The organism is Bradyrhizobium sp., from assembly GCF_030654605.1.
Lineage (GTDB): Bacteria > Pseudomonadota > Alphaproteobacteria > Rhizobiales > Xanthobacteraceae > Bradyrhizobium.
In genome coordinates, this window is the sequence record NZ_JAURXB010000272.1 from 1 (window position 1) to 19,584 (window position 19,584).

Here is a 19,584-nt window from a genome sequence, read left to right on the forward strand (position 1 = left end):
CGGCCAGCCATTGCAGCATGGTCCGTTCCAGGATCATGCCGAAGATGCCGACCGCGATCGGCGCGATGATCAGCGCCGGCCAGTATCCGATGCCCATGACGTTGAGCAGGAAATAGGCGCAGAACGCGCCCATCATGTAGACCGCGCCGTGCGCGAAATTGATGATGTTGAGCATGCCGAAGATCACGGCGAGCCCAAGGCTCAACAGCGCATAAAACGCGCCGTTGATCAGTCCCACCAGACGCTGCGCGTAGAGAGCCTGCATCGATCGATCTTTCGAAACTCAATCTTCTGTAAACGTCGGGCGGAAACCCGCCGGCGCCAGGCGCCGGCGGGCGGCCGTTGTTACTTCTTTACCAGCGGACATTCGCTTTCCGAAAGCGGCCGGAAAGCCTGCTCACCGGGGGTGGTTCCGATCAGCTTGTAATAGTCCCAGGGCCCCTTGGAATCCGCGGGCTTCTTGACCTCGAACAGATAGGCCGGGTGGATCTTGCGGCCATCGACGCGGATCGTGCCCTTGCCGAACAAGGGATCATCGGTCGGCATCGACTTCATCTTCTCGACGACCTTGATGCCGTCATGCGGATTGCCGCCCATCGCCTCGATCGCCTTGAAATAGTGGATCAGGCCCGAATAGACGCCGGCCTGAATCATCGACGGCTGCGCCTTGTTCTTCATGCGTTCGGAAAAGCGCTTCGAAAACGCCCGGGTCCCGTCATTCAGGTCCCAGTAGAACGTTTCCGTGAAGTTCAGACCCTGCGCCACTTTCAGACCGAGCGAGTGAACGTCGTTGATGAACAGCAGCAGGCCGGCGAGTTTCTGGCCGCCGGCGACGATGCCGAATTCCGACGCTTGCTTGATCGTATTGGTGGTGTCGCCACCTGCATTCGCCATGCCGACGATCTTGGCCTTGGACGCCTGCGCCTGCAGCAGGAACGAGGAGAAGTCCGACGAATTCAGGGGATGCCTGACGGTGCCCAGCACCTTGCCGCCCGACTTGACGACGACCGCGGCGGTGTCGCGTTCCAGCGCGTGACCGAAGGCGTAGTCCGCGGTGAGGAAGTACCAGGTGTCGCCGCCGGCCTTCACCAGCGCCTGACCGGTGCTGTTGGCCAGCATGTAGGTGTCGTAAACCCAGTGAATCGTGTTCGGCGAGCATTTGCTGTTGGTGAGATCCGACGACGCCGCGCCGGTGTTGATCATGATGACGTTCTTTTCCTTCACCAGGTTGCTGACCGCCAGCGCGACACCGGAGTTCAGCACGTCCATGAAGATGTCGACCTTGTCGACGTCGATCCACTGCCGCGCGGTATTGGTGCCGATGTCGGGCTTGTTCTGATGGTCGGCGGAAACGATGTCGATCTTCCAGCCCTTGGCGGCAAGACCGGAATCCTCAACCGCCATCTGGGCCGCGAGCGTGGAGCCCGCGCCGCCGATGTCGGAGTAAAGACCCGAATTGTCGGTCAGTACGCCGATCTTGACGGTTTTATCCTGCGCGAGGACGGCGCTGCTTGCGCCAAATGCCAGCGCGGTGCCGAGCAATAATGCCGAGATTCTGTTTTTCATGAATATCTCCTTGGCTCGTGCTTGAAAGACGTCGTTCAGACGCCGAGATAGGTGTGAAGTTTGTCCATATTGGCTTGCAGATCCGAGTTCGCGAAACCGTCGATTACCTTGCCGTGCTCGACGATGTAGTAACGGTCCGCGACGGTCGCCGCGAACCGGAAGTTCTGTTCGACCAGGAGGATCGTAAAACCCTCGTTCTTGAGGCGCGCGATGGTGTGGCCGATCTGCTGGATGATGACCGGGGCCAGACCCTCGGTCGGCTCGTCCAGCATCAGGAACCGGGCGCCGGTGCGCAGGATCCTGGCGATCGCCAGCATCTGCTGTTCGCCGCCCGACAGCTTGGTGCCCTGGCTGTTGAGCCGTTCCTTCAGATTAGGAAACAGGTCGAAGATCTGGTCCAGCGACAGCCCGCCCGGGCGCACCACCGGCGGCAGCAGCAGGTTTTCGCGCACGTCGAGGCTGGCGAAGATCCCGCGCTCCTCGGGGCAGAAGGCGACGCCCATGCGCGCGATCTTGTCCGACGAGGTTCGCGTGATGTCCTGGCCGCCGAAGCGGATCGAGCCGGTGCGCTTGCCGATGATGCCCATCACCGATTTCAGCGTGGTGGTCTTGCCCGCCCCGTTGCGCCCGAGCAGCGTGACCACCTCGCCGGCGTTCACGTTGAAATTGATGCCGTGAAGAATGTGGGACTCGCCGTACCAGGCTTCGAGATTCTGCACCGACAGCACCGGCGTCGCGGCGCCGGACGTCGTCGCGGCGGCATCGGCCATCTTCAAATCAGTCATGCCCCGCTCCCAGATACGCTTCCTTGACGCGCTCGTCCTTGGTGAGTTCGGCGTAATTGCCTTCCGCCAGCACCTGTCCGCGCGTCAGCACCGTGATGATGTCGGACAGATTGGCCACGACGCTGAGATTATGCTCGACCATCAGGATGGTGTATTTCGCCGAGATCCGCTTGATCAATGCGGCGATCTTGTCGATGTCTTCGTGCCCCATGCCGGCCATCGGCTCGTCGAGCAGCATCATCTCCGGATCGAGTGCCAGCGTCGTTGCAATCTCAAGTGCGCGCTTGCGACCGTAGGGCATCTCGACCGCAGGCGTGTTGGCGAACTCGCTGAGGCCGACATCGTCGAGCAGTTCATGGGCGCGGCCGTTGAAGCGGTCGAGCACCGACTTGGAGCGCCAGAAATCGAAGGAGTGCCCGTGCTGGCGCTGCAGCGCCACCCTGACGTTTTCGAGCGCGGTGAGGTGCGGAAACACCGCTGAAATCTGGAACGAGCGCACCAAGCCGAGGCGCGCGACGTCGGCCGGCGCCATCGCCGTAATATCCTGCCCCTTGTACAAAATCTGGCCCGCCGAGGGCTTCAGAAACTTGGTCAGGAGGTTAAAGCACGTCGTCTTGCCGGCCCCGTTGGGACCGATCAACGCATGAATGCTGCCACGGCGAACCCTGAGATCGACATCGCGAACAGCAAAGAATCCCGCGAATTCCTTGCTCAATCCGTGGGTTTCGAGAATGAACTCATCGGCCAATCAAATTCCCCCAACAGTCATCGCCGCGAAGCGCGCTTCGCGCATGACCAATTCTTGCCACCGGCAGGTTCTCCCAGACGCCTTTGGAAAATCCCGTCCCGGACGTGCCGCCTCCGGGCCGGAATATGCCGTCAACGGCACGGTTTACGCAAGGTGGAAAGCTGGCCATCCACGGAGCGCAACGACCGGCTCCCGAAAGTCGTTGATCGACGTGCCCCGGGGAACCGGATTGACCGTTTGGCGACGGCCGCCCATGCCACCACGAAAGCAAGCATTAACGGTATTCTGACGCGATCCGGCATTTTCATAGAATATTCGTCGCTCAGGCCGATCATCTGGCGTTTTGTATCCAAGATCGGATTTCAGCCGTGGATTTTGAAAGCGCCAACCCGTCGGTGGTCAAATCGATCAAGCAGCGGGACCTGCTCAACACCTGGCTGCGGCTTTTTGCCCGCGAACGGCTGCTGCCGCGCATCGAAGAATACCAGCCCGCACGGATCGAGGAGGAGTTTCCGGATCTCGTCTATTATACCGTGGATCCCTCCGGCTGGCCGCCGCGCCTGACGATTCAGAGTGACGGCACGCGGATGGCGAGCGCCTATGGCCATTCCGGCAAAGGCCGGTTGCTCGACGAATATCTCGGCCCGAGGCTGGTCCCCATCGTGATGCCGGTCTACCATGAATGCATCGCCCGCCGCCTCCCCGTCTATACCATTTCCAACATCGACGACAGCTATGGACGAATCGTCGCCTATGAGCGCCTGCTGCTGCCGTTCTCGGTCGCCGACAAAGTCACCCATGTGATCGCGTCGCTGAAGACCATCTGTGAAGACGGCGGATTTGAAATCAGGAATCTGATGCGCGGAAACGACACCCTGCCGACGACCAGGCTTCGCGCCGTCATCGACCGCGATCTATTCCATCGCACACCCGGCCGTATTCCCGCCGGTGACGTCATCGAATTCGGCTAAGCCCCGAGATGGAATTCACCAGCGCCAATCCCTCGGTCGTCAGATCCGTGAAACAGCGCGATCTGCTGAACGCGTGGCTGCGCGCGCTAGGAAAGGGCCGTGCCCTGCCGCTGCTGGCGGACTATAACCCCGAGCGCATCGCGGATGAGCTGGTGGACATGATGAGATATGAAGTGGACGGCGAAGCCGCCGACGCGCGGTTTCTGATCACCCAGGAAGGCTCGCGGCTGACCGCAACCTATGGCAACGAGCACGTCGATCCCGACAAGCGAACCAACCGCTATCTCGACGATGCCATCGGGCCGGCGCGCTATGCGCGCGTGATCCCCTCTTACCGCGCCTGCCTGGCGCACAGGCGGCCGACCTATTCGATTTCGATGGTGCAGGACGCCGACGGCAAGGACGTTTCCTATGAGCGCCTGCTGCTGCCGTTCGGAGCCGCCGACAAGGTCGAGCAAATCGTCGGCTCGTTCAAGGCGATCAGCATCGAAGGCGGATTCAAGGTCAGAAACCTGATGGGCATCCAATCCCCGACGACGCCCGTCAGCGTGGTCAGGGCTGTGATCGATCACGACTTCGTCCCGGTCGCATCGGTCCACCACGTGTCGAACGATGTCATCGAATTGAGCTAGACTGGGCCTTGCGCGCCGGGGTTCGCTTGACTTCCCCGGCGTAGGTTTCCGGCTTGAATCCGACCAGCAATTTGCCGCCGAGATCCAGCACCGGCCGCTTGATCATGGAGGGTTGCGCCAGCATCAGGGCCAGCGCCTTGCGCTCGTTGAGGCCTTCCTTGTCGCTATCGGGCAATTTGCGAAACGTGGTGCCGGCGCGGTTGAGCAGCGTTTCCCAGCCGAGTTGGTCGCTCCAGCGCTTCAATTTGTCCTTGCCGATACCCGCGGTCTTGTAGTCGTGAAACTCGTAGGCGACGCCGTGGCTGTCGAGCCAGGCGCGGGCCTTCTTCATGGTGTCGCAGTTCTTGATACCGTAGATGGTGATGGGCATTTTGATCCGTTCCGGAATGGCGCTGGGCGGTCACCCATTGTAGGGTACCTGAGGCTCGCTTGCATCCGGGGCACAGATGGAATTCACCGCACTTTTTCTTGCCGTCACGATCGTGATGCTGGTTGCCTGGTTCGGCCGGCGCTCGCTCGCATTGGCCCTGTTCGCCGCCGGCATGATCGCCTGTGTCGCGACCTATCTGCACCATGCGACCGACACGCTCAAGCTGTCGTTCTGAGCTGCGCATGACCCAAACTCGCGCCATCACCCTGAATGCCCTCAGCCTTTATGCCGTCGCGCTGGTGCTCACCGCGGCGTTTGCAGCGCAATTTATGCTCCACGAATTGCCCTGCCCGCTGTGCCTTCTGCAGCGCATCCTGTTCGCGACGCTGGCCGTCGGACCGATCCTGAACATCCGTTTTGGGCCGCGTCCCAGTCATTATGCGCTGTCGTTGCTGGCGGCCGTCGCGGGTGCGGTCGCCTCGACACGGCAGGTACTGTTGCACATCATGCCCGGCGATGCCGGCTACGGCACGGCCCTGTTCGGCTATCACTATTACACCTGGGCCCTGATCGGATTCATCGCCGCCATCGTCCTGCTCGCGGCGATCCTGCTGTTCGACCGTCAGTTCGAAGAGGAGCCCGCAGTGCCGCAACCCGCGGGCGGCGCATTTGCGACGTCGGCGGTCTGGCTCGTGATTGCCCTGACGGCGCTGAACGTGATCTCGACGCTGCTGGAATGCGGCTTTGCCGCCTGCGCGGACAATCCGGTCGTCTATGAACTGCTCAAACGTTAACGCCTGGCCCTCACGGTCGCTTCGGAATCTCCAGCCCGCGTTGCACGGCAGGCCGCGCCAGGCCGCGATCGAGCCAGCCCGAGACGTTGCCGAAGTCATCGAAGCCGACCAGCTCGCGCGCGCCGTAGAATCCGATCAGGTTGCGCACCCAGCCGAGCGAAGCGATGTCGGCGATCGTATAGTCGTCGTCCATGATCCATTGCCGCCCGGCAAGACCCAGTTCCAGTACGCCCAGCAGGCGTCTGGACTCCGCGACATAGCGCTCGAGCGGCCGCTTGTCGGCGAATTCCTTGCCGGCAAATTTGTGGAAGAAGCCGACCTGTCCGAACATTGGCCCGATCCCGCCCATCTGGAAGTGCACCCACTGGATGGCTTCCCAGCGGCGTGCCGTATCTGATGGCAGCAGCTTGCCGGCTTTCTCCGCGAGATAGTGCAGGATCGCGCCGGATTCGAACAGGCCGAGCGGCGCGCCCCCAGGTCCATTCGGATCGAGGATGGCGGGGATTTTGCCGTTCGGGTTCAGCGACAGGAACTCCGGGGTCTTCTGGTCGTCCTTGCCGAAGTCGATCAGATGCACTTCGTAGGCCAGCCCGATCTCTTCCAGCATGATCGACACCTTGACGCCATTCGGCGTCGGCAGCGAATAGAGCTGCAGGCGATCGGGATGTTTTGCCGGCCAGCGCGCGGTAATCGGAAAGTTGGAAAGGTCGGACATGACAACTCGCTTCTTTGCTTCGATTCTGCTGCGCGGCTAATGTACGGTCAAAGCCTGATGTGACAAGGTCGGCATCGCCAATGGATGATCGAGCGAACGCAAAACCCGGGCTGACTGACGCGGAGCTTGCGGTGCATCCGACGGTTTACGCGGCCGATGCGCTCAAGGGTCAGGTCGTGATCGTCTCCGGCGGCGCCGGCGGCATCGGCCGCGCGATCGCCTGGCTGATGGCGCGGCTCGGCACCCATGTCGTCGTGGTCGGGCGCAACGAGGCCAGACTCGACGCCCTCGTCACCGACTTGAGCAGCCATGGATTGAAAGCTTCCGCTGCGGTCGCCGATATCCGGGAGCCCGATGCGATCGACGCGCTGTTCGACCATGTCTGGAGTACGCTGGGCCGTGTCGACAGCCTCATCAACAGCGCCGGCGGACAGTTTCCACAGCCCGCGATCGATTTTTCACTGAAGGGCTGGAACACGGTCATCAACACCAATCTCAACGGCACCTGGTACATGATGCAGGCCGCCGCAAAACGCTGGCGCGACCACCGCCATCCCGGCAGCATCGTCAACATCGTCGTCGTCACCACGCACGGGCTCTATGGCATCGCGCATTCGGTCGCGGCGCGCGCCGGCGTGATCGGACTGTCGCGCGCCGTCGCGGCGGAATGGGCGCCTCTCAACATCCGCGTCAATTGCGTGGCGCCCGGCGCGATCGAGTCCGAGGGCTGGAACGTCTACACGCCACAGGCCCGCGCCGCCTATCCGCACTCCAATCCGATGATGCGCGCGGGCTCGCCCTGGGATATCGCCGAGGCCTGCGTCTACCTCACCGCGCCATCGGGAAAATTCATTACAGGCGAGACGCTGACCGTGGACGGCGGCGGGCAGTTGTGGGGCGAGACGTGGACGACGGGCAAGCCGGGCTATTTCGGCGGCGAAGACAGGTAACAGAGAACGGCACACCACACGCCGGATCCGATGCTTCACATCTGCTTCTGCAGCACCGTCACATGCAAGCTGCGCCGGATTTCCATCCCCTGCCGCCGATACAGCGCGATCGCCGAAGCGTTGCTGGAAAATACGTGCAGAAACGGGATCTCTCCCCGCGCGACGATCTGGCGGGAGATCGCGCCAAGCAGCAGTTGGGCATAACCGCGGCCGCGGTGCGACGGATGCACGCAGACGGCTGTCATCTCGGTGTAATTGTCAGGCTTCATTCGTTCGCCCGCCATCGCCACCAGCTCGCCATCGATCCGGACTCCGAAAAACGTACCCAATTCATGCGTTCGCGCACTGAACGGACCCGGCTTGGTGAGTTCGGTCAACGCCATCATCGCGGGTACATCATCGGCACCGAGCCTGACGGTTTCGACACCGGTGATCGCACTCTCGACGGGCGTTCCGATCATCTGCTCGCCCGTTTCGGCGAGCACAGTCTTGAACGCGGCAGGCGCGGTCACGGCATCGGGCGTGAACAGCACGGCGATCTCGGATCCGGACATCATCGTGCCGAGTGCCGCAAAACTCTCCGGGGTCATATCCACCATGTCCGCAAAAGGCGTGACCGCGACGGGATAGCGCAGCGCCCGCGCGCCGCCTTCCGCCAGCGCCCGCTGCCGAGTCGTCAGCGCGCTCCAGATCGGACGATCAAGCGGATGCATCGAGATTACCGATTCATCTGCCGCGGGCGTGCTGATCGAACGCGCCGAGCACGGCGAGTGTCATGGGGTACAACCTTGATCTCCGCGCGAACCGGCACGGCACTTGCTGCGGACAGCAGGAAAGGGTTGGCAAGGCACTTCATGGCTGCGATGCTCCTCGTCGCCCGCATGCGGATCTTGCCCTCGCACACACAAGCAGCCTGAGCCGGGCAGATTGGACGACGGATGGGTCGGTGTCCAGCCGAGCGCCGTCATCGAGGATGCGCAAGGGCTCGCTCCGGTATATGCGAGGGCTTGCGCTATCCCGCGGCGCCCTCGGGGGACCAATTTCACCGCCAACATGGCAAGGAACTACCGGCATGACAGGCAAGGCACGACTGATCGAGCGCAACGGGGTGTTGGGACCGACGATCGAACGCCCGATTCCGCAACCGGGCGCCGGCGAATTGCTGCTGAAGATCCATGCCACCAGCCTCAATTTTCACGATCTCGTCGGCATCGACGGCGGCATCCGCGGATTGCCCGTTCCGCGCGTCCCCTGCTCCGACGCATCGGCGACGGTGTTGGCGGTCGGCGATGGAAACAAGCGGTTCGCTGTCGGCGACGCCGTGATTCCGAACTTTTTCCTGAACTGGAAAAGCGGCCCGGTGACGCGCGAGACGATGTCGCCCGTGCTGGGCGACCAGGTCGACGGCGCGCTGCAGACCCATCTCTGCCTGCCGGCGGCCTCGGTGGTGCGGGCGCCGGCCGGACTGAGCCATGAAGAGATCGCGACGCTCGGCTGCGCCGCGCTGACCGCCTGGCGCAGCGTCGTGGTCGAGGCACAGGTCCAGCCGGGGCAGACGGTCGTGCTGCAGGGCACCGGCGGCGTCTCGCTGGCCGCGCTCGCCTTCGCCAGGATGCTGGGCGCGCGGGTCATCCTCACTTCCTCCTCCGACGAGAAGCTGGCCCGCGCCAAACAACTCGGTGCCGATGTGCTGATCAACTACCGCACCACGCCGGACTGGTCCGCCGCCGTGCTCGCGGCCACCGGCGGAGAAGGCGCCCATCTGGTGGTCGAAGTCGGCGGCGGCGAAACCCTGGCGCAGGCCGTCAAGGCCAGCAGGCTCGGCGGTCATATCTCGGTGATCGGCATCCTCACCGGTTATCAGGCCGCCAGCTTCCCGCTGGCGATGGTGATGGGCAAGAACCTCACCATCAGGGGCATCACCGTCGGCAGCGTCGCCAACCTCGATGCGATGTGCCGGGCGGTCGAACTCAACGGCTACCGGCCGGTGATAGACCAGGTTTTCGATCTCGATCACGCACACGAGGCGGTCGCCGCCATGAAGCAGCAGAAACATTTCGGCAAGATCGTGATCCGGATCGCGGGCGCCGAATGAGCGGGCGCGCTAGCCGGCCTTCCCGTCGTCGAGACTGACGACCACCGCGGCATTGGCGATGATGATGGAATCACCGCCGCTCTCGGCCGGAATCTCGAGCCCGCCCTTCACCGCTGACACAGTCACCGTTCCGTACGGCAGTTCCTTCGCGACCGCCGCAGTATCGACCGTGCTGGGGTCCGGCACGCCGATGGTGACGTCGACGAACATATCGGCGGATGTCTTGCCCACCATCCGGAAGAATCCGAGGCTGGAATGGCGGATGGCGTCGGAGACCGCACGCCTGGCGGCCTTGGTCGAGTCCTTGCCATGGACGTCGACGCCCATGCCCATTTCGGTGATACAGCGCACGCGTGCCATCGATTTTCATCCATCGTTGCGAAGCCAAGTCGGATGCATTTCACATCGGCGGCATTTTGTCGAATTTCGGCACGGCCGGATCGAGATGGTCCCAGGCGTGACCGCGCATGGCGTAGGTGACGGCCTGCGGCTTGAAGCGGGCGGGATCGTCGAGGCTCGCCGCGTGCACGGTGAAGAGATCCGGCATCGCCGTAAACCTCAAATAGACCGGCGTCCCGCAGGACGGGCAGAAGCCGTGCGTTTTCACGTTGCCGCTATCGGCAACGATGTCGCAATGCGCCGCCTTGCCTTCGAGCTTCACGCTCGTCCTGTCCATGAAGGTCAGATAGGACCCGTGCCCGGTGCCGCTCCTGTGCTGACAGTCGCCGCACTGGCAGTGGTTCATGAAGACAGGTTCGCCGGAAATTTCATAACGGACCGCACCGCAGGCGCAGCCGCCGATAAATGCCTCGCTCATGCTATTCCTTTCAATGAAGCGATGGGAGGCCGCGCCGGGCAGAGATCAGCTTCAGCCACGGCGCCAGATGGAAGGCGCTCATCAGCAAGTACATCGGGACCATTCCGCTCAGCGGTGACGCGCCGCACAGCGCATCCGGCGATCCGCTACCCGGCACGGCCGTCAGCAGCGCCATGAATGCGAAGGTCGGCGCGGCCGCGAGGGATAGAAAACCGGCGGCGCCGATCGCGGCGGCGCTGCCGTTTTCATTATCGACCGCGCCGGAGTCGCGTCCGGCGCAACGAATTTCGCTCATGCTTTTCGCTCCTGGCTTCTACCCCCCCCCCCCCGCTGCGCCCGCCGAAGCGTTTGGGCGATGGCGGGCAACGCGGTGGGGTGGGGTCGGGGGTGGGGGGTCTATCGGCTGGAACCGATGCACGTGTGAACGCTGAACTACCCCCCACCCCCGACCCCTCCCCGCCACGCGCAAGGGCGCGTGGCGGGGAGGGGAGAAGGAAGCGCTAGCCGTTCTGTTTCCGCATGGCGGCTTCGCCGGCATCCGACACCTCGACCCATTTGCTATCGGGCGCCGCCTCCGGGACGTAGCTGTCGTGCCAGTTCCACCACTTGTATGGTGGCGTCTGCGGATAACCTTCCGGAGAATCTTCCCAGACTTCCTGGCGGCCGAGTGCGGTGATGTCGAGATAGCTCCAGGTGCTCCCCATCGCCTCGTCGCCGCGGCTGTTGATGAAATAGGTGCGGAAGACCTTGTCGCCGTTGCGGATGAAGGCGTTGGTGCCGTGCCACTCGCCGACGCCGAAGTCGGCGTCGAAGCCGTCGGTGATGGTGTACCAGGGCATCTGCCATCCCATGCGCGCCTTCAGGCGCGCGATGTCCGGCTGCGGCGCGCGCGAAACAAACGCGAGCGTGGTGTCGCGGACGTTCAGATGCGCGACGTGGGCGACCTGGTCGGCCACCATGGAGCAGCCGCGACAGGCTTGTTGCGGCCAGCCGTGCACGCCAGGCTCGAAGAATGCACGGTAGACGATCAACTGACGGCGGCCGTCGAACAGGTCGACCAGGCTCGCCTGGCCCTCGGGCCCGTCGAACGCGTACGATTTCTCCACCGCCATCCACGGCATCCGCCGGCGCTCGGCGGCCAGCGCGTCACGGGCGCGGGTCATGGCCTTTTCCTTTACGAGCATCTGCTCGCGCGCGGCTTCCCATTCCTTTGCCGAAACGACGCGAGTCTTCATTGCCAGAGTCATGGCTCGTCTCCTGTTTTCTGAAGTTGCTTGTGGCGTTCCGCGTCGAACGGCGGCTTCAGGCCGGAAGCCGCCGGTCGTATTCATCTCGTAGACGGCTCCAGCCTTCCCAGAACGGCGCCGGCTCCTTGCCGGATGCGCGGGCGACGAGAACATCGAGGTGCATGTGCCAGCCGGCGCTGACCTTGAGCATGGTCGAGCGGTCGGGCAGACGGCGATGAATCACAGTGAGCAGTACGCCCTGCCCCCTTGGCTCCAATTCAAACGTCACGTCGCCGCTGTTGGTCCAGGCGATGGAAAGCTTGCGCATCGGATCGCATTCGGTGATCCGGCTTTGCATGCGGTGCTCTTCGGGGAAATCCGCCGGTCGCGTGCCTGGCGGGTCGTTGAGTTCGTCGTTGCGCCAAACCAGTTCAACCGGCGCGCCGACCTTCATTTCCATCGCACCCGCCGCGAGCCATTTGCGGCGCAGCTCGCCGTCGGTGAGATACGCCCAGATGCGCTCGACCGGACCGGGCAGCAGCCGCTGGATCTTCAACGTCGTGGGTTCGGTCAACGCGCCCCGGGCGTCGGGTTGTGTCTTGGTATCCATCGCGTTCCGCTCCTTCACTATTTCTGCTTCGCTTCGTCTTCCGCAAGCAGAAGGGCTTCCAGAGTGTCGAGCCTGGCGGTCCAGAAACGCTGATAACGCCGCAGCCACGCATTGGCTTCCGCAAGCCGTGCCGCCTCGAGGCGGCACAGATGGGTGCGGCCGCGGATCGTCCGCGTCACCAACCCGGCGTTTTCCAGCACCCGCACATGTTTCGAGGCGCCCGCGAAACTCATGCTGAACGGGGTCGCCAGCTCCCCAATCGTGAGTTCCCGTTCCGCGAGCTGGCCCAGCATCGCCCGCCGCGTCGGATCCGCGAGCGCATGAAAGACAGCATCGAGATGGGCTACATGCTCAACCATGTAGTTAAGTATAAGCGCCCGAGACGAATTGTCAACCAGTTGGTTTAATTTCTTTCTGGTTGAGGGACAGGCGCTGCGTTACAGGGCACAAATTTGAGCGGGTTGCGGCGGTGACACATCGCCCCCGCAACCACGCCGCCGCGGTCAGACGATGCCACCGTTTGCGAATACGGTCTGGCCATTGATCCAGCCACCGTCGGCGCTGCAAAGCGCCGCGATCGAGTCCGCGATATCAGAGGGTTCGCCGAGCCGTTTGTGTGGGGTGCGCGCGGCAAAGCCCGCGATTTGCTGCGGCGTCTTGCCGTCGGTGAAGAGCGATGTGTTCACCACGCCTGGCGCCATCGCGTTCACCGAGATCATACGGCCTTCGAGCTCCTTGGCGAGCACGTTGGCGAACAGCTCCTGCGCCCCCTTGGTGGCGGCATAGGGTCCGTAGGTCGCGCTGCGCAGCTGTGTGATGCTCGACGAGAGCGTGATGATCCGGCCGCCGTCGCGCACGCGCCGCGCCGCCTCGCGCAACACATAGAAGCTGCCCTTCTGGTTGACATCGACCATCCGGCTGAAATCGGCGTCGGTCATGTCGCGGAAGGCGGCGAGCCGCATGATTCCGGCATTGCTCACGACGACATCGACGCCGCCGAATGCGCGCTCGTTCTCCTCGAACAGACGTCGTACCGCGCCGGGGTCACTGACGTCGGCCTGCACCCAGATGGCGCGCCCGCCGGCTGCTTCGATCTCCCGGACGACGCCGGCCGCGAGATCGCGGTTCTTTTCACAGTTGACGGTAACGGCATAGCCGTCACGGGCGAGACGCCTGGCGGTCGCGGCGCCGATGCCTCTCGAAGAGCCGGTCACCAGGGCGACCTTGCTGCGCGATGCCGGCGCCGGCCTGGTCGATTGCGCGCGGGCCGCGCCCGCGGCGAGTACGGCGGGAGCGATGGCAGCAGCCGCCAGCACGGCTCGTCTCGGCATATCGGTCGGTCCAGACATGTTGGTTCCCTTTTCTGCAGAGCGGGCTGCTCTGTCGGGACATCTCATATCGGGCGACGCGGTCTGGAGCTTGCCAAGGCATGCGCAAAACTTGCCTGATCCTGCATCCGACGTAGCCTTTGCTCGCACGCGTGTTAAGATCGGACTGCGCTACAGGAGCCAGCTTATGGACGCACTCAAAAACGCTGTTTGCGACTTTACTGCTCGCCACGCCAACCGCGACGGCCTGGCGCTGACGCCCGTGCCGGGCCTGCGGATGATGTGCGTGGAGTCCCCGCCCGGCGAGTTGCATTCGATTTACCGGCCGCTGGTTTGCCTGATTCTGCAGGGTGCCAAGCAATTGACGGTCGGCACGCAGCAGCGGGTCTTCTCCGCCGGCCAGTCCGTGATCGTGACTGCCGATATGCCGGTCGTCGGCCGGATCGTGCAGGCGAGCCGAGCCGAACCGTATCTTGCGATTGCCGTCGAACTCGAGATGTCGATCCTGCACGAGCTGGCGGCGCAGCTGGGTAGCGTACGCCCGCAACGGCCTTCCGAAATCCGCACCTTGTTCGCCGAAGATACCGAAGCCGCGGCGCTGGACTGCGCATCGCGGCTGATGCGGCTGCTGGACCGGCCCGAGGCCACGCCGCTGCTGCGTCCCGGGATCATGCGAGAGCTGCACTATTGGCTGCTGTCGGGACCGCACGGTGCCGCCTTGCGGACGGTTGCGGATCCGGACAGTCACGCAAGCCGACTGGGCGCTTCCATCGCGATCCTTCGGACCGATTATCGATCGCGCGTGCCGGTCGAACGCCTGGCCGCAGTCGCGGCGATGAGCCTTACGGCCTTCCACAAGCACTTCAAACACATGACTTCGCTGACGCCGGTGCAATACCAGAAGCGGCTCCGCCTGATCGAAGCACGCCGCCTGATGCTGGACGAAGCCTTCTCGGCCAGCAGCGCCGCATTCGAGGTGGGATACGAAAGCGTCTCGCAATTCACCCGCGAATATGCCCGCCTGTTCAAGGCACCGCCGAAGCGCGACGCGCTTCGCGTCCGCGGCGCAATAGGCAGGAACGACGACGGAATGCGGCAGGACGGACCGGCGGACGCCGCTTGACAGGACGGCCCCGCACGCGAGCGCTCGCGGAGTGAATGCAACTTTCGTCCCTATTCTGCCGTCCGCGCAAACGCCGGACGATGCCACGGTCCAGGCTAGCAACACCGTTCAGGCACCGATCGCGACAAGCAGGCCGAGCATGACTGCAACCATCGCCACCGGCAGCAGGCACAGCAATTTCGTGCGGCGTGACTCGCGTGCAAACCAGGCGGCGGCAAACGCGACAACGGAAGCCAGCAAGGCGACGGCGGCAAGTCCCGCCGTCCATATCATGACGTTGATGCCGTCGCCCACCGAGCCCAGAATACCCAGCGCGAACGACAGGAGTGCCGCGGTCCCCGGCTCAACCTTCGGTGCCACGGGTGGGTAAAGCCATCGGCAAACAACCGGAACCATCGGCATGACGCCGGAGCTTGCAACGCCGATCCAGAACGAAACCTTGCGCAATGCGTGGCTCAACGCGATGCCCCTTTACCGCTCACCTACGGACGAAACAATGGAAACAGCGTCTTCCATTTGCTGCGGGTATCATGCGCCTGGGAACCCAGCCCATACAGTTGCGCACCCAGATTGTCGGCAGACTTCACGTCTTTCGCGAACAGCGAATCGAAAAAGGCCGACTCGTCCGGCCACCGCTTCAGAAATGCCGCCAGCTCGCCTGCAAAAACACTGTCCGCGGGAAATTGCTGATGCAAGCGCTCCAGGCGGTTGCGTGACCGAGCCAACTGGCTGGCCACCTTCCGGGCATATTGCTTTACCTTCTCCGGGGTCATACCGCGATTGCTGCTCCGGTGACCGAAGTCGGTCTCGACCTCGATCATGTCCCATACCAGCGCGCCGGCTTTTTCCATCAAGTACTGCGGCACCTTCTGTTGCGCCAAGACGGGGCCGCAGCCGATCCCGATACAGATCATCAGCCATTGCAACGAGGTTCGGACGCGACGTGTGAATTTCATGACTTACCCTCGCTGGTTATCGCATCCGGCGGCGACGACAACCGGTGCCGACAATGTGAGATCGGTGACTCGCTTGCTGCCCATGCTTCGAGACGCTCGCGTTGCTCGCTCAACAGCATGAGGCTCTTACGCTTCAATGGCTTACCCTCATGCCGGGGAGCCGCGCGCCGGGCGCGGCGTCTCGAAGGAGGGGCTGCAATACTGATTCATGATTCCAGGCAGTAGCTCGAAGACCAGCCAAGTGATCGGCAAGAGACCTTCAGTCCGAGCTATCACGCAGACCGTGATCCCTCAACAGCCGCCGTCCATCATGCAACCTTGCCCCGCAAGCCGTCTGCGAGCGCCGAAAGCGCGTTGGCAAGTTGCCGCGCGGTTTCCGGCGACGGCAGCGGCATTTTGAGGCTTTCCGCCCCGGTGGCCGGATCGCGCTCGATCCATGGATGCGCCGGAGCGGCAGGGTCGTTGGCAGACGCCAGAGCGGCAATGAGCTGCGTACCAACCTGCACCAGGGACTGCCACGGATCGGGACCCGTATCGCGCTGCGGTGCTCCCGCCCCGTTGGTCCGCGCGGTCGCCATTTCGCCGGCGCCAATATTCACGCCGGCATTTGCATCTTCCGCGGATTCGGCGTCACCAGCGATGACGATACTCCTCATCTCCTCGGCCAGTGTCACGGCCTCGCCCTCGCCCATGCTCCCGGTGACGTTTTCCACGTCCTTCATGAAGCGGTTGAGACGCGAGCCGCCGAGCGAAATCTCGCCGCTGCCGCCGTCGAGAATTCCCGCCGACAGGGAGCGCTTGAACGCCAGCACCGAAAGCATCCCCTCCTCAATGGTGCCCTTGGCCACGAAATTGATGACCCGCACCGGACGCACCTGGCCCATGCGATGGATGCGCGCGATACGCTGTTCGAGGATCGCCGGGTTCCACGGCAAGTCCATGTTCACCAGGGTCGAGGCATGCTGCAGATTGAGCCCCGTGCTGCCGGCATCGGTGGACAGGAACACGCGGCAGGCGGGGTCGTCCCGAAACCGCTCGGTCAGTGTCGGGCGCTTCTCCGAAGGCACGCCGCCGTGGAAGCTGACATAGCCCAGTTTGCGGGCCTCAAGGCGGCGGATGACGATATCGTGGGTCCGCGTCCATTGCGAAAACACCACCGCCTTGGCCCCGGGTTCGGCGAGCATGTCGTCGAACAGCGCCGCCAGTTCGTCAGCCTTGACGCCATGGTCGGTTTCCTGGTCCAGCAGATAGGTGCTGTTGCACGACATGCGCATGTTCTGCAGGGCAATCATCAGCCTCCGCTGATCCCTGTCCGACAGAAATTTGGTCTTGCGCCAGCGCTGGACGATCTTCGCCACCTCGTCGGCGTTTTCCTTGTGGTAGCCCATTTGCATCTCGGTCATCGGCACCAGCAGGTTCTGGTCGGTCCGGCTGGGCAGTTGCCGCAGCACCTCGGACTTGCGCCGACGAATCATCGCCGGCGCCAGCGTCTGGCCGATCTTCTCCAGCCCCGTGTAACCGGTGACGCGGCCGGATTCGTCCTTGACCTGATGCTCGTGCAGCAGTTTCCAGGTCGGCCCCAGCCTGTGCTGATCGACAAACTGGACGATGGAAATCAGCTCTTCCAGCTTGTTTTCCAGCGGCGTCCCGGTCAGCACGATCGCGTAGGAGCTATCGATGCGCTTCAAGGCGCGCGCGGCGATCGTGTTCCAGTTCTTCACCCGCTGGGCTTCGTCGACGATCACCAGTTCGGGCGCCCAGGCGGCGATCAGGTCGATGTCCGGCTTGAGCTTTTCGTAATTCGTGATCTTGCAGAAGTCGTCCAGAGCGTAGTCCTTCGACCGCAGCGCCCGGCCGCCGCCGATGACCCGTGCCGCATGCTTGCCCTGTCGTCCCGAAAAACGCGCGATCTCGCTTTGCCACTGGTATTTCAGCGAGGTCGGGCAGACCACCAGTACTTTCGAGAGGCCGAAGTGCCGTGCCAGTATTTCCATCGCGGCAATGGCCTGGATGGTCTTGCCCAGTCCCATCTCGTCGCCGATCAGCGCGCGGCCGGCCCGCACCGCGAACAGCGCGCCCTCGGCCTGATAGGGATAGAGCGGCACCTTCAGCAAGGCCCGCAGCCCCGGATCGGCGGCGCCGCGCGGAAACAACTGCTCGAGCTTCGAGGCCCGACGGTCCGCGTCCCGCCTTCCCGCGATAAAATCGAGGGCATCGTCATAGGCACGCAACTCGTGACCGCTGTTGCCCGCCATGGCCATGAATTGCTCGAGCTCGCCCAGCCGCTCCTCGGCCAGCATCCCGTCGCGTTCGACATCGAACAAGGCGGCGGCGGCCTTGCGCACCGCCGGCGGACAATCCGTTCCGGCGCGAAAATGCACGCAGCGCCTGCCGTCATTGCGCAAGTACAACTCGGAAAACGCCGGCTGGTAGCCGCGCGCGAACGCCCTCCGCGCGCCGCGCTTTTTCATCAACCGGGCCAGTGTGAATTCGAGGTGCTTGCAGGTGCCCAACTCGCTGGTGGCATAATCGGGGCACGAACAGAAGTTGCCGCCGGGCCCCAGGCCGCGAATCGCCACCCGGTAACTGGATTTCGAAACCGGATTGCTGACCCGGAACTCGGAAAAGAACGGTTCGCTGGTCAGATTTTCGAGGCCGAAGGCCTGCTCGCGTCCGAACTGCCTTCGTAAGCCGCGCTGCCAGTCCACCGGCGAAAGACCGGCGGGCGCGACAGCGCGCGACAGTTTGGGTTCCTTGTTCGACCTGGTCGTGGAATTGGACTTTTGGCGTTTCGATTTCATCGAGTAGATTCCGAGCCGTCTCCGACTCTTGATGGGCGGTGGGATACCAGAGCCAATGATGATGGCATGTGCCGGCGCTCGGCAGCAATCGCAAGCCCGCTGTTATCCGGAACTTTGCGCCGCGACCCGCGAGTACGGCAGCGGCGGCTGGAACCCTCGATGGCCCCAAAGCACAGCCGGCCAGAGATAGATTGCTTCGTCGCTGAAGCTCCACGCAATGACGGCTTCCGTTTGGCGAGGTTCACCTTCACCATCGTGTGCTACGACACATCATGACCATCCGCCCCATCATCCGTTACCCCGACCCCCGGCTTGCGCTGCCGGCGCAGCCCGTCACCGCGTTCGTCGCGGCGCTGCGCGAGCTGGCGCGCGACCTCGAGGAGACGATGCACGCCGCGCCCGGGATCGGGATCACCGCGCCGCATATCGGCATCCCGCTGCGGGTGGTGGTGCTCGACCTCGACCCGGTCGACGGGGCGCGCACCTATGTCAATCCGCAGATCACATGGGCATCGCCCGGGATGATCATGCATCAGGAAGGCAGCGTCTCGATGCCCGGCGTCAATGAGGACATCAGCCGTCATGCGCGAATCCGGATCAGCTATCAGGACCTCGCCGGCAACCCGCAGTCCGAGGAATCGGACGGCCTGCGCGCGGTCTGCCACCAGCACGAGATCGATCAGCTCAACGGAACGTTCTGGATCCAGCGGCTGTCGCGGCTGAAGCGCGAGCGGCTGATCAAGCGGTTTGGGAAGCTGTCGCGGGGGTGAGATAAATTGTTCACATCGGCAGACCCAGGAACCCGAACGGCTCGGCCTGCTGGAAATTCGCCGTCGCATCGCCCGAAAAGGTGCGCGACTGCTGAGGTCCGAGATCGAGCTTCTTCACCTTTCCCTTCTCGGGTGAGAAATCGACCGCCTTCAGATCCACCCAGAAGGTGTTCGGGGTCAGCACGGATTCGAAGAAGTAGAGCTTGCGCTGGTGGTCGGCGACGGTGCGCCATCTCCTTCCAGTATTCGTTCAGCGCCAGTTGCTGTTCAAAGATCGGGGAGTTGGTCATCACCTGGTATTTCCGGTCGTGATGGATGACCGGCTTG

General features: G+C 63.3%; 24 protein-coding genes and 2 pseudogenes. 8 read left to right on the top strand and 18 right to left on the bottom strand.

The window, feature by feature from the left end; all coding sequences use genetic code 11:
* From Q7U29_RS24830 to Q7U29_RS24845, 4 genes and pseudogenes are all read right to left on the bottom strand, one after another.
* Window positions 1-265 (bottom strand): annotated as a pseudogene (locus Q7U29_RS24830) (branched-chain amino acid ABC transporter permease); the annotation flags it as partial.
* Window positions 266-345: 80 nt separating this feature from the next.
* Window positions 346-1,566, bottom strand: coding sequence for an ABC transporter substrate-binding protein (locus tag Q7U29_RS24835; protein ID WP_304745789.1), 1,221 nt, complete (start codon window positions 1,564-1,566; stop codon window positions 346-348).
* Window positions 1,567-1,601: 35 nt separating this feature from the next.
* Window positions 1,602-2,351, bottom strand: coding sequence for an ABC transporter ATP-binding protein (locus Q7U29_RS24840; protein WP_370691823.1), 750 nt, complete (start codon window positions 2,349-2,351; stop codon window positions 1,602-1,604).
* Window positions 2,344-3,099: an ABC transporter ATP-binding protein gene (locus tag Q7U29_RS24845; protein ID WP_304745791.1), complete on the bottom strand. Its 756-nt coding sequence runs from the start codon at window positions 3,097-3,099 to the stop codon at window positions 2,344-2,346. The genes Q7U29_RS24840 and Q7U29_RS24845 overlap by 8 nt, the downstream gene beginning before the upstream one ends.
* 368 nt (window positions 3,100-3,467) lie before the next feature.
* Here Q7U29_RS24845 and Q7U29_RS24850 point away from each other — a divergent pair, with 368 nt between their 5' ends.
* Both Q7U29_RS24850 and Q7U29_RS24855 read left to right on the top strand, forming a co-directional pair.
* The gene (locus Q7U29_RS24850; RefSeq protein WP_304745792.1) at window positions 3,468-4,070 is read left to right on the top strand and encodes a PAS domain-containing protein; all 603 of its coding nucleotides are present in this window, start codon (window positions 3,468-3,470) and stop codon (window positions 4,068-4,070) included.
* A gap of 8 nt (window positions 4,071-4,078) precedes the next feature.
* Entirely contained in the window at window positions 4,079-4,702 is a 624-nt protein-coding gene (locus Q7U29_RS24855) for a hypothetical protein (protein ID WP_304745794.1), read from the top strand.
* Here Q7U29_RS24855 and Q7U29_RS24860 read toward each other — a convergent pair.
* Window positions 4,686-5,072, bottom strand: coding sequence for an ArsC family reductase (locus Q7U29_RS24860; RefSeq protein ID WP_304745796.1), 387 nt, complete (start codon window positions 5,070-5,072; stop codon window positions 4,686-4,688). The two genes, Q7U29_RS24855 and Q7U29_RS24860, sit on opposite strands and share 17 nt — an antisense overlap.
* A gap of 76 nt (window positions 5,073-5,148) precedes the next feature.
* Between Q7U29_RS24860 and Q7U29_RS24865 the strand changes: the two genes are divergently transcribed.
* Together Q7U29_RS24865 and Q7U29_RS24870 are read left to right on the top strand one after the other, a co-directional pair.
* A complete protein-coding gene (locus tag Q7U29_RS24865; protein WP_304745798.1) occupies window positions 5,149-5,307 on the top strand; it encodes a DUF5993 family protein in 159 nt (52 codons plus the stop codon).
* A 7-nt stretch (window positions 5,308-5,314) separates the two neighbouring features.
* A complete protein-coding gene (locus Q7U29_RS24870) occupies window positions 5,315-5,866 on the top strand; it encodes a disulfide bond formation protein B (RefSeq protein ID WP_304745800.1) in 552 nt (183 codons plus the stop codon).
* A 10-nt stretch (window positions 5,867-5,876) separates the two neighbouring features.
* Here the strand turns inward: Q7U29_RS24870 and Q7U29_RS24875 are convergent, their stop codons facing one another.
* Window positions 5,877-6,581: a glutathione S-transferase family protein gene (locus Q7U29_RS24875; protein ID WP_304745802.1), complete on the bottom strand. Its 705-nt coding sequence runs from the start codon at window positions 6,579-6,581 to the stop codon at window positions 5,877-5,879.
* 131 nt (window positions 6,582-6,712) lie between these two features.
* Here Q7U29_RS24875 and Q7U29_RS24880 point away from each other — a divergent pair, with 131 nt between their 5' ends.
* Window positions 6,713-7,531 carry an SDR family oxidoreductase gene (locus Q7U29_RS24880; protein WP_304745804.1) on the top strand — a complete coding sequence of 273 codons (819 nt, stop codon included), beginning with the start codon at window positions 6,713-6,715 and terminating at the stop codon, window positions 7,529-7,531.
* 35 nt (window positions 7,532-7,566) lie between these two features.
* Here Q7U29_RS24880 and Q7U29_RS24885 read toward each other — a convergent pair whose 3' ends face one another.
* Window positions 7,567-8,244 carry a GNAT family N-acetyltransferase gene (locus Q7U29_RS24885; RefSeq protein WP_304745805.1) on the bottom strand — a complete coding sequence of 226 codons (678 nt, stop codon included), beginning with the start codon at window positions 8,242-8,244 and terminating at the stop codon, window positions 7,567-7,569.
* A gap of 359 nt (window positions 8,245-8,603) precedes the next feature.
* Here Q7U29_RS24885 and Q7U29_RS24890 point away from each other — a divergent pair, with 359 nt between their 5' ends.
* A complete protein-coding gene (locus tag Q7U29_RS24890) occupies window positions 8,604-9,626 on the top strand; it encodes an NAD(P)-dependent alcohol dehydrogenase (RefSeq protein ID WP_304745807.1) in 1,023 nt (340 codons plus the stop codon).
* A gap of 9 nt (window positions 9,627-9,635) precedes the next feature.
* Here Q7U29_RS24890 and Q7U29_RS24895 read toward each other — a convergent pair whose 3' ends face one another.
* From Q7U29_RS24895 to Q7U29_RS24925, 7 genes are all read right to left on the bottom strand, one after another.
* Window positions 9,636-9,986, bottom strand: coding sequence for a Lin0512 family protein (locus Q7U29_RS24895; RefSeq protein ID WP_304745809.1), 351 nt, complete (start codon window positions 9,984-9,986; stop codon window positions 9,636-9,638).
* A 40-nt stretch (window positions 9,987-10,026) separates the two neighbouring features.
* Window positions 10,027-10,443, bottom strand: coding sequence for a GFA family protein (locus Q7U29_RS24900; RefSeq protein WP_304745811.1), 417 nt, complete (start codon window positions 10,441-10,443; stop codon window positions 10,027-10,029).
* A gap of 10 nt (window positions 10,444-10,453) precedes the next feature.
* Window positions 10,454-10,738 carry a hypothetical protein gene (locus Q7U29_RS24905; protein WP_304745813.1) on the bottom strand — a complete coding sequence of 95 codons (285 nt, stop codon included), beginning with the start codon at window positions 10,736-10,738 and terminating at the stop codon, window positions 10,454-10,456.
* A gap of 205 nt (window positions 10,739-10,943) precedes the next feature.
* Complete coding sequence (locus tag Q7U29_RS24910; RefSeq protein ID WP_304745815.1) at window positions 10,944-11,690, bottom strand: DUF899 domain-containing protein; 747 nt, start codon at window positions 11,688-11,690, stop codon at window positions 10,944-10,946.
* Window positions 11,691-11,745: 55 nt separating this feature from the next.
* Complete coding sequence (locus tag Q7U29_RS24915; protein WP_304745817.1) at window positions 11,746-12,279, bottom strand: SRPBCC family protein; 534 nt, start codon at window positions 12,277-12,279, stop codon at window positions 11,746-11,748.
* Window positions 12,280-12,296: 17 nt separating this feature from the next.
* On the bottom strand, window positions 12,297-12,638 hold the full coding sequence (locus Q7U29_RS24920; protein WP_304745819.1) for a helix-turn-helix transcriptional regulator: 342 nt from the start codon (window positions 12,636-12,638) through the stop codon (window positions 12,297-12,299).
* A 144-nt stretch (window positions 12,639-12,782) separates the two neighbouring features.
* Window positions 12,783-13,610: an SDR family oxidoreductase gene (locus Q7U29_RS24925; protein ID WP_304745821.1), complete on the bottom strand. Its 828-nt coding sequence runs from the start codon at window positions 13,608-13,610 to the stop codon at window positions 12,783-12,785.
* On the opposite strand from Q7U29_RS24925, the gene Q7U29_RS24930 reads away from it, so the two are divergent.
* Window positions 13,576-14,730, top strand: coding sequence for an AraC family transcriptional regulator (locus tag Q7U29_RS24930; protein WP_304745823.1), 1,155 nt, complete (start codon window positions 13,576-13,578; stop codon window positions 14,728-14,730). The two genes, Q7U29_RS24925 and Q7U29_RS24930, sit on opposite strands and share 35 nt — an antisense overlap.
* Window positions 14,731-14,838: 108 nt before the next feature.
* Here the strand turns inward: Q7U29_RS24930 and Q7U29_RS24935 are convergent, their stop codons facing one another.
* The 3 genes from Q7U29_RS24935 to Q7U29_RS24945 form a co-directional block, all read right to left on the bottom strand.
* Entirely contained in the window at window positions 14,839-15,189 is a 351-nt protein-coding gene (locus tag Q7U29_RS24935) for a hypothetical protein (protein ID WP_304745825.1), read from the bottom strand.
* Between the two features lie 23 nt (window positions 15,190-15,212).
* Window positions 15,213-15,686, bottom strand: a complete 474-nt coding sequence (locus Q7U29_RS24940) for a hypothetical protein (protein WP_304745827.1) — start codon at window positions 15,684-15,686, stop codon at window positions 15,213-15,215.
* A gap of 308 nt (window positions 15,687-15,994) precedes the next feature.
* On the bottom strand, window positions 15,995-18,487 hold the full coding sequence (locus tag Q7U29_RS24945) for a DEAD/DEAH box helicase (RefSeq protein WP_304745829.1): 2,493 nt from the start codon (window positions 18,485-18,487) through the stop codon (window positions 15,995-15,997).
* 272 nt (window positions 18,488-18,759) lie between these two features.
* On the opposite strand from Q7U29_RS24945, the gene Q7U29_RS24950 reads away from it, so the two are divergent.
* The gene (locus tag Q7U29_RS24950) at window positions 18,760-19,257 is read left to right on the top strand and encodes a peptide deformylase (RefSeq protein ID WP_304745831.1); all 498 of its coding nucleotides are present in this window, start codon (window positions 18,760-18,762) and stop codon (window positions 19,255-19,257) included.
* Window positions 19,258-19,267: 10 nt separating this feature from the next.
* Here Q7U29_RS24950 and Q7U29_RS24955 read toward each other — a convergent pair.
* Window positions 19,268-19,584 (bottom strand): annotated as a pseudogene (locus tag Q7U29_RS24955) (hypothetical protein); the annotation flags it as partial.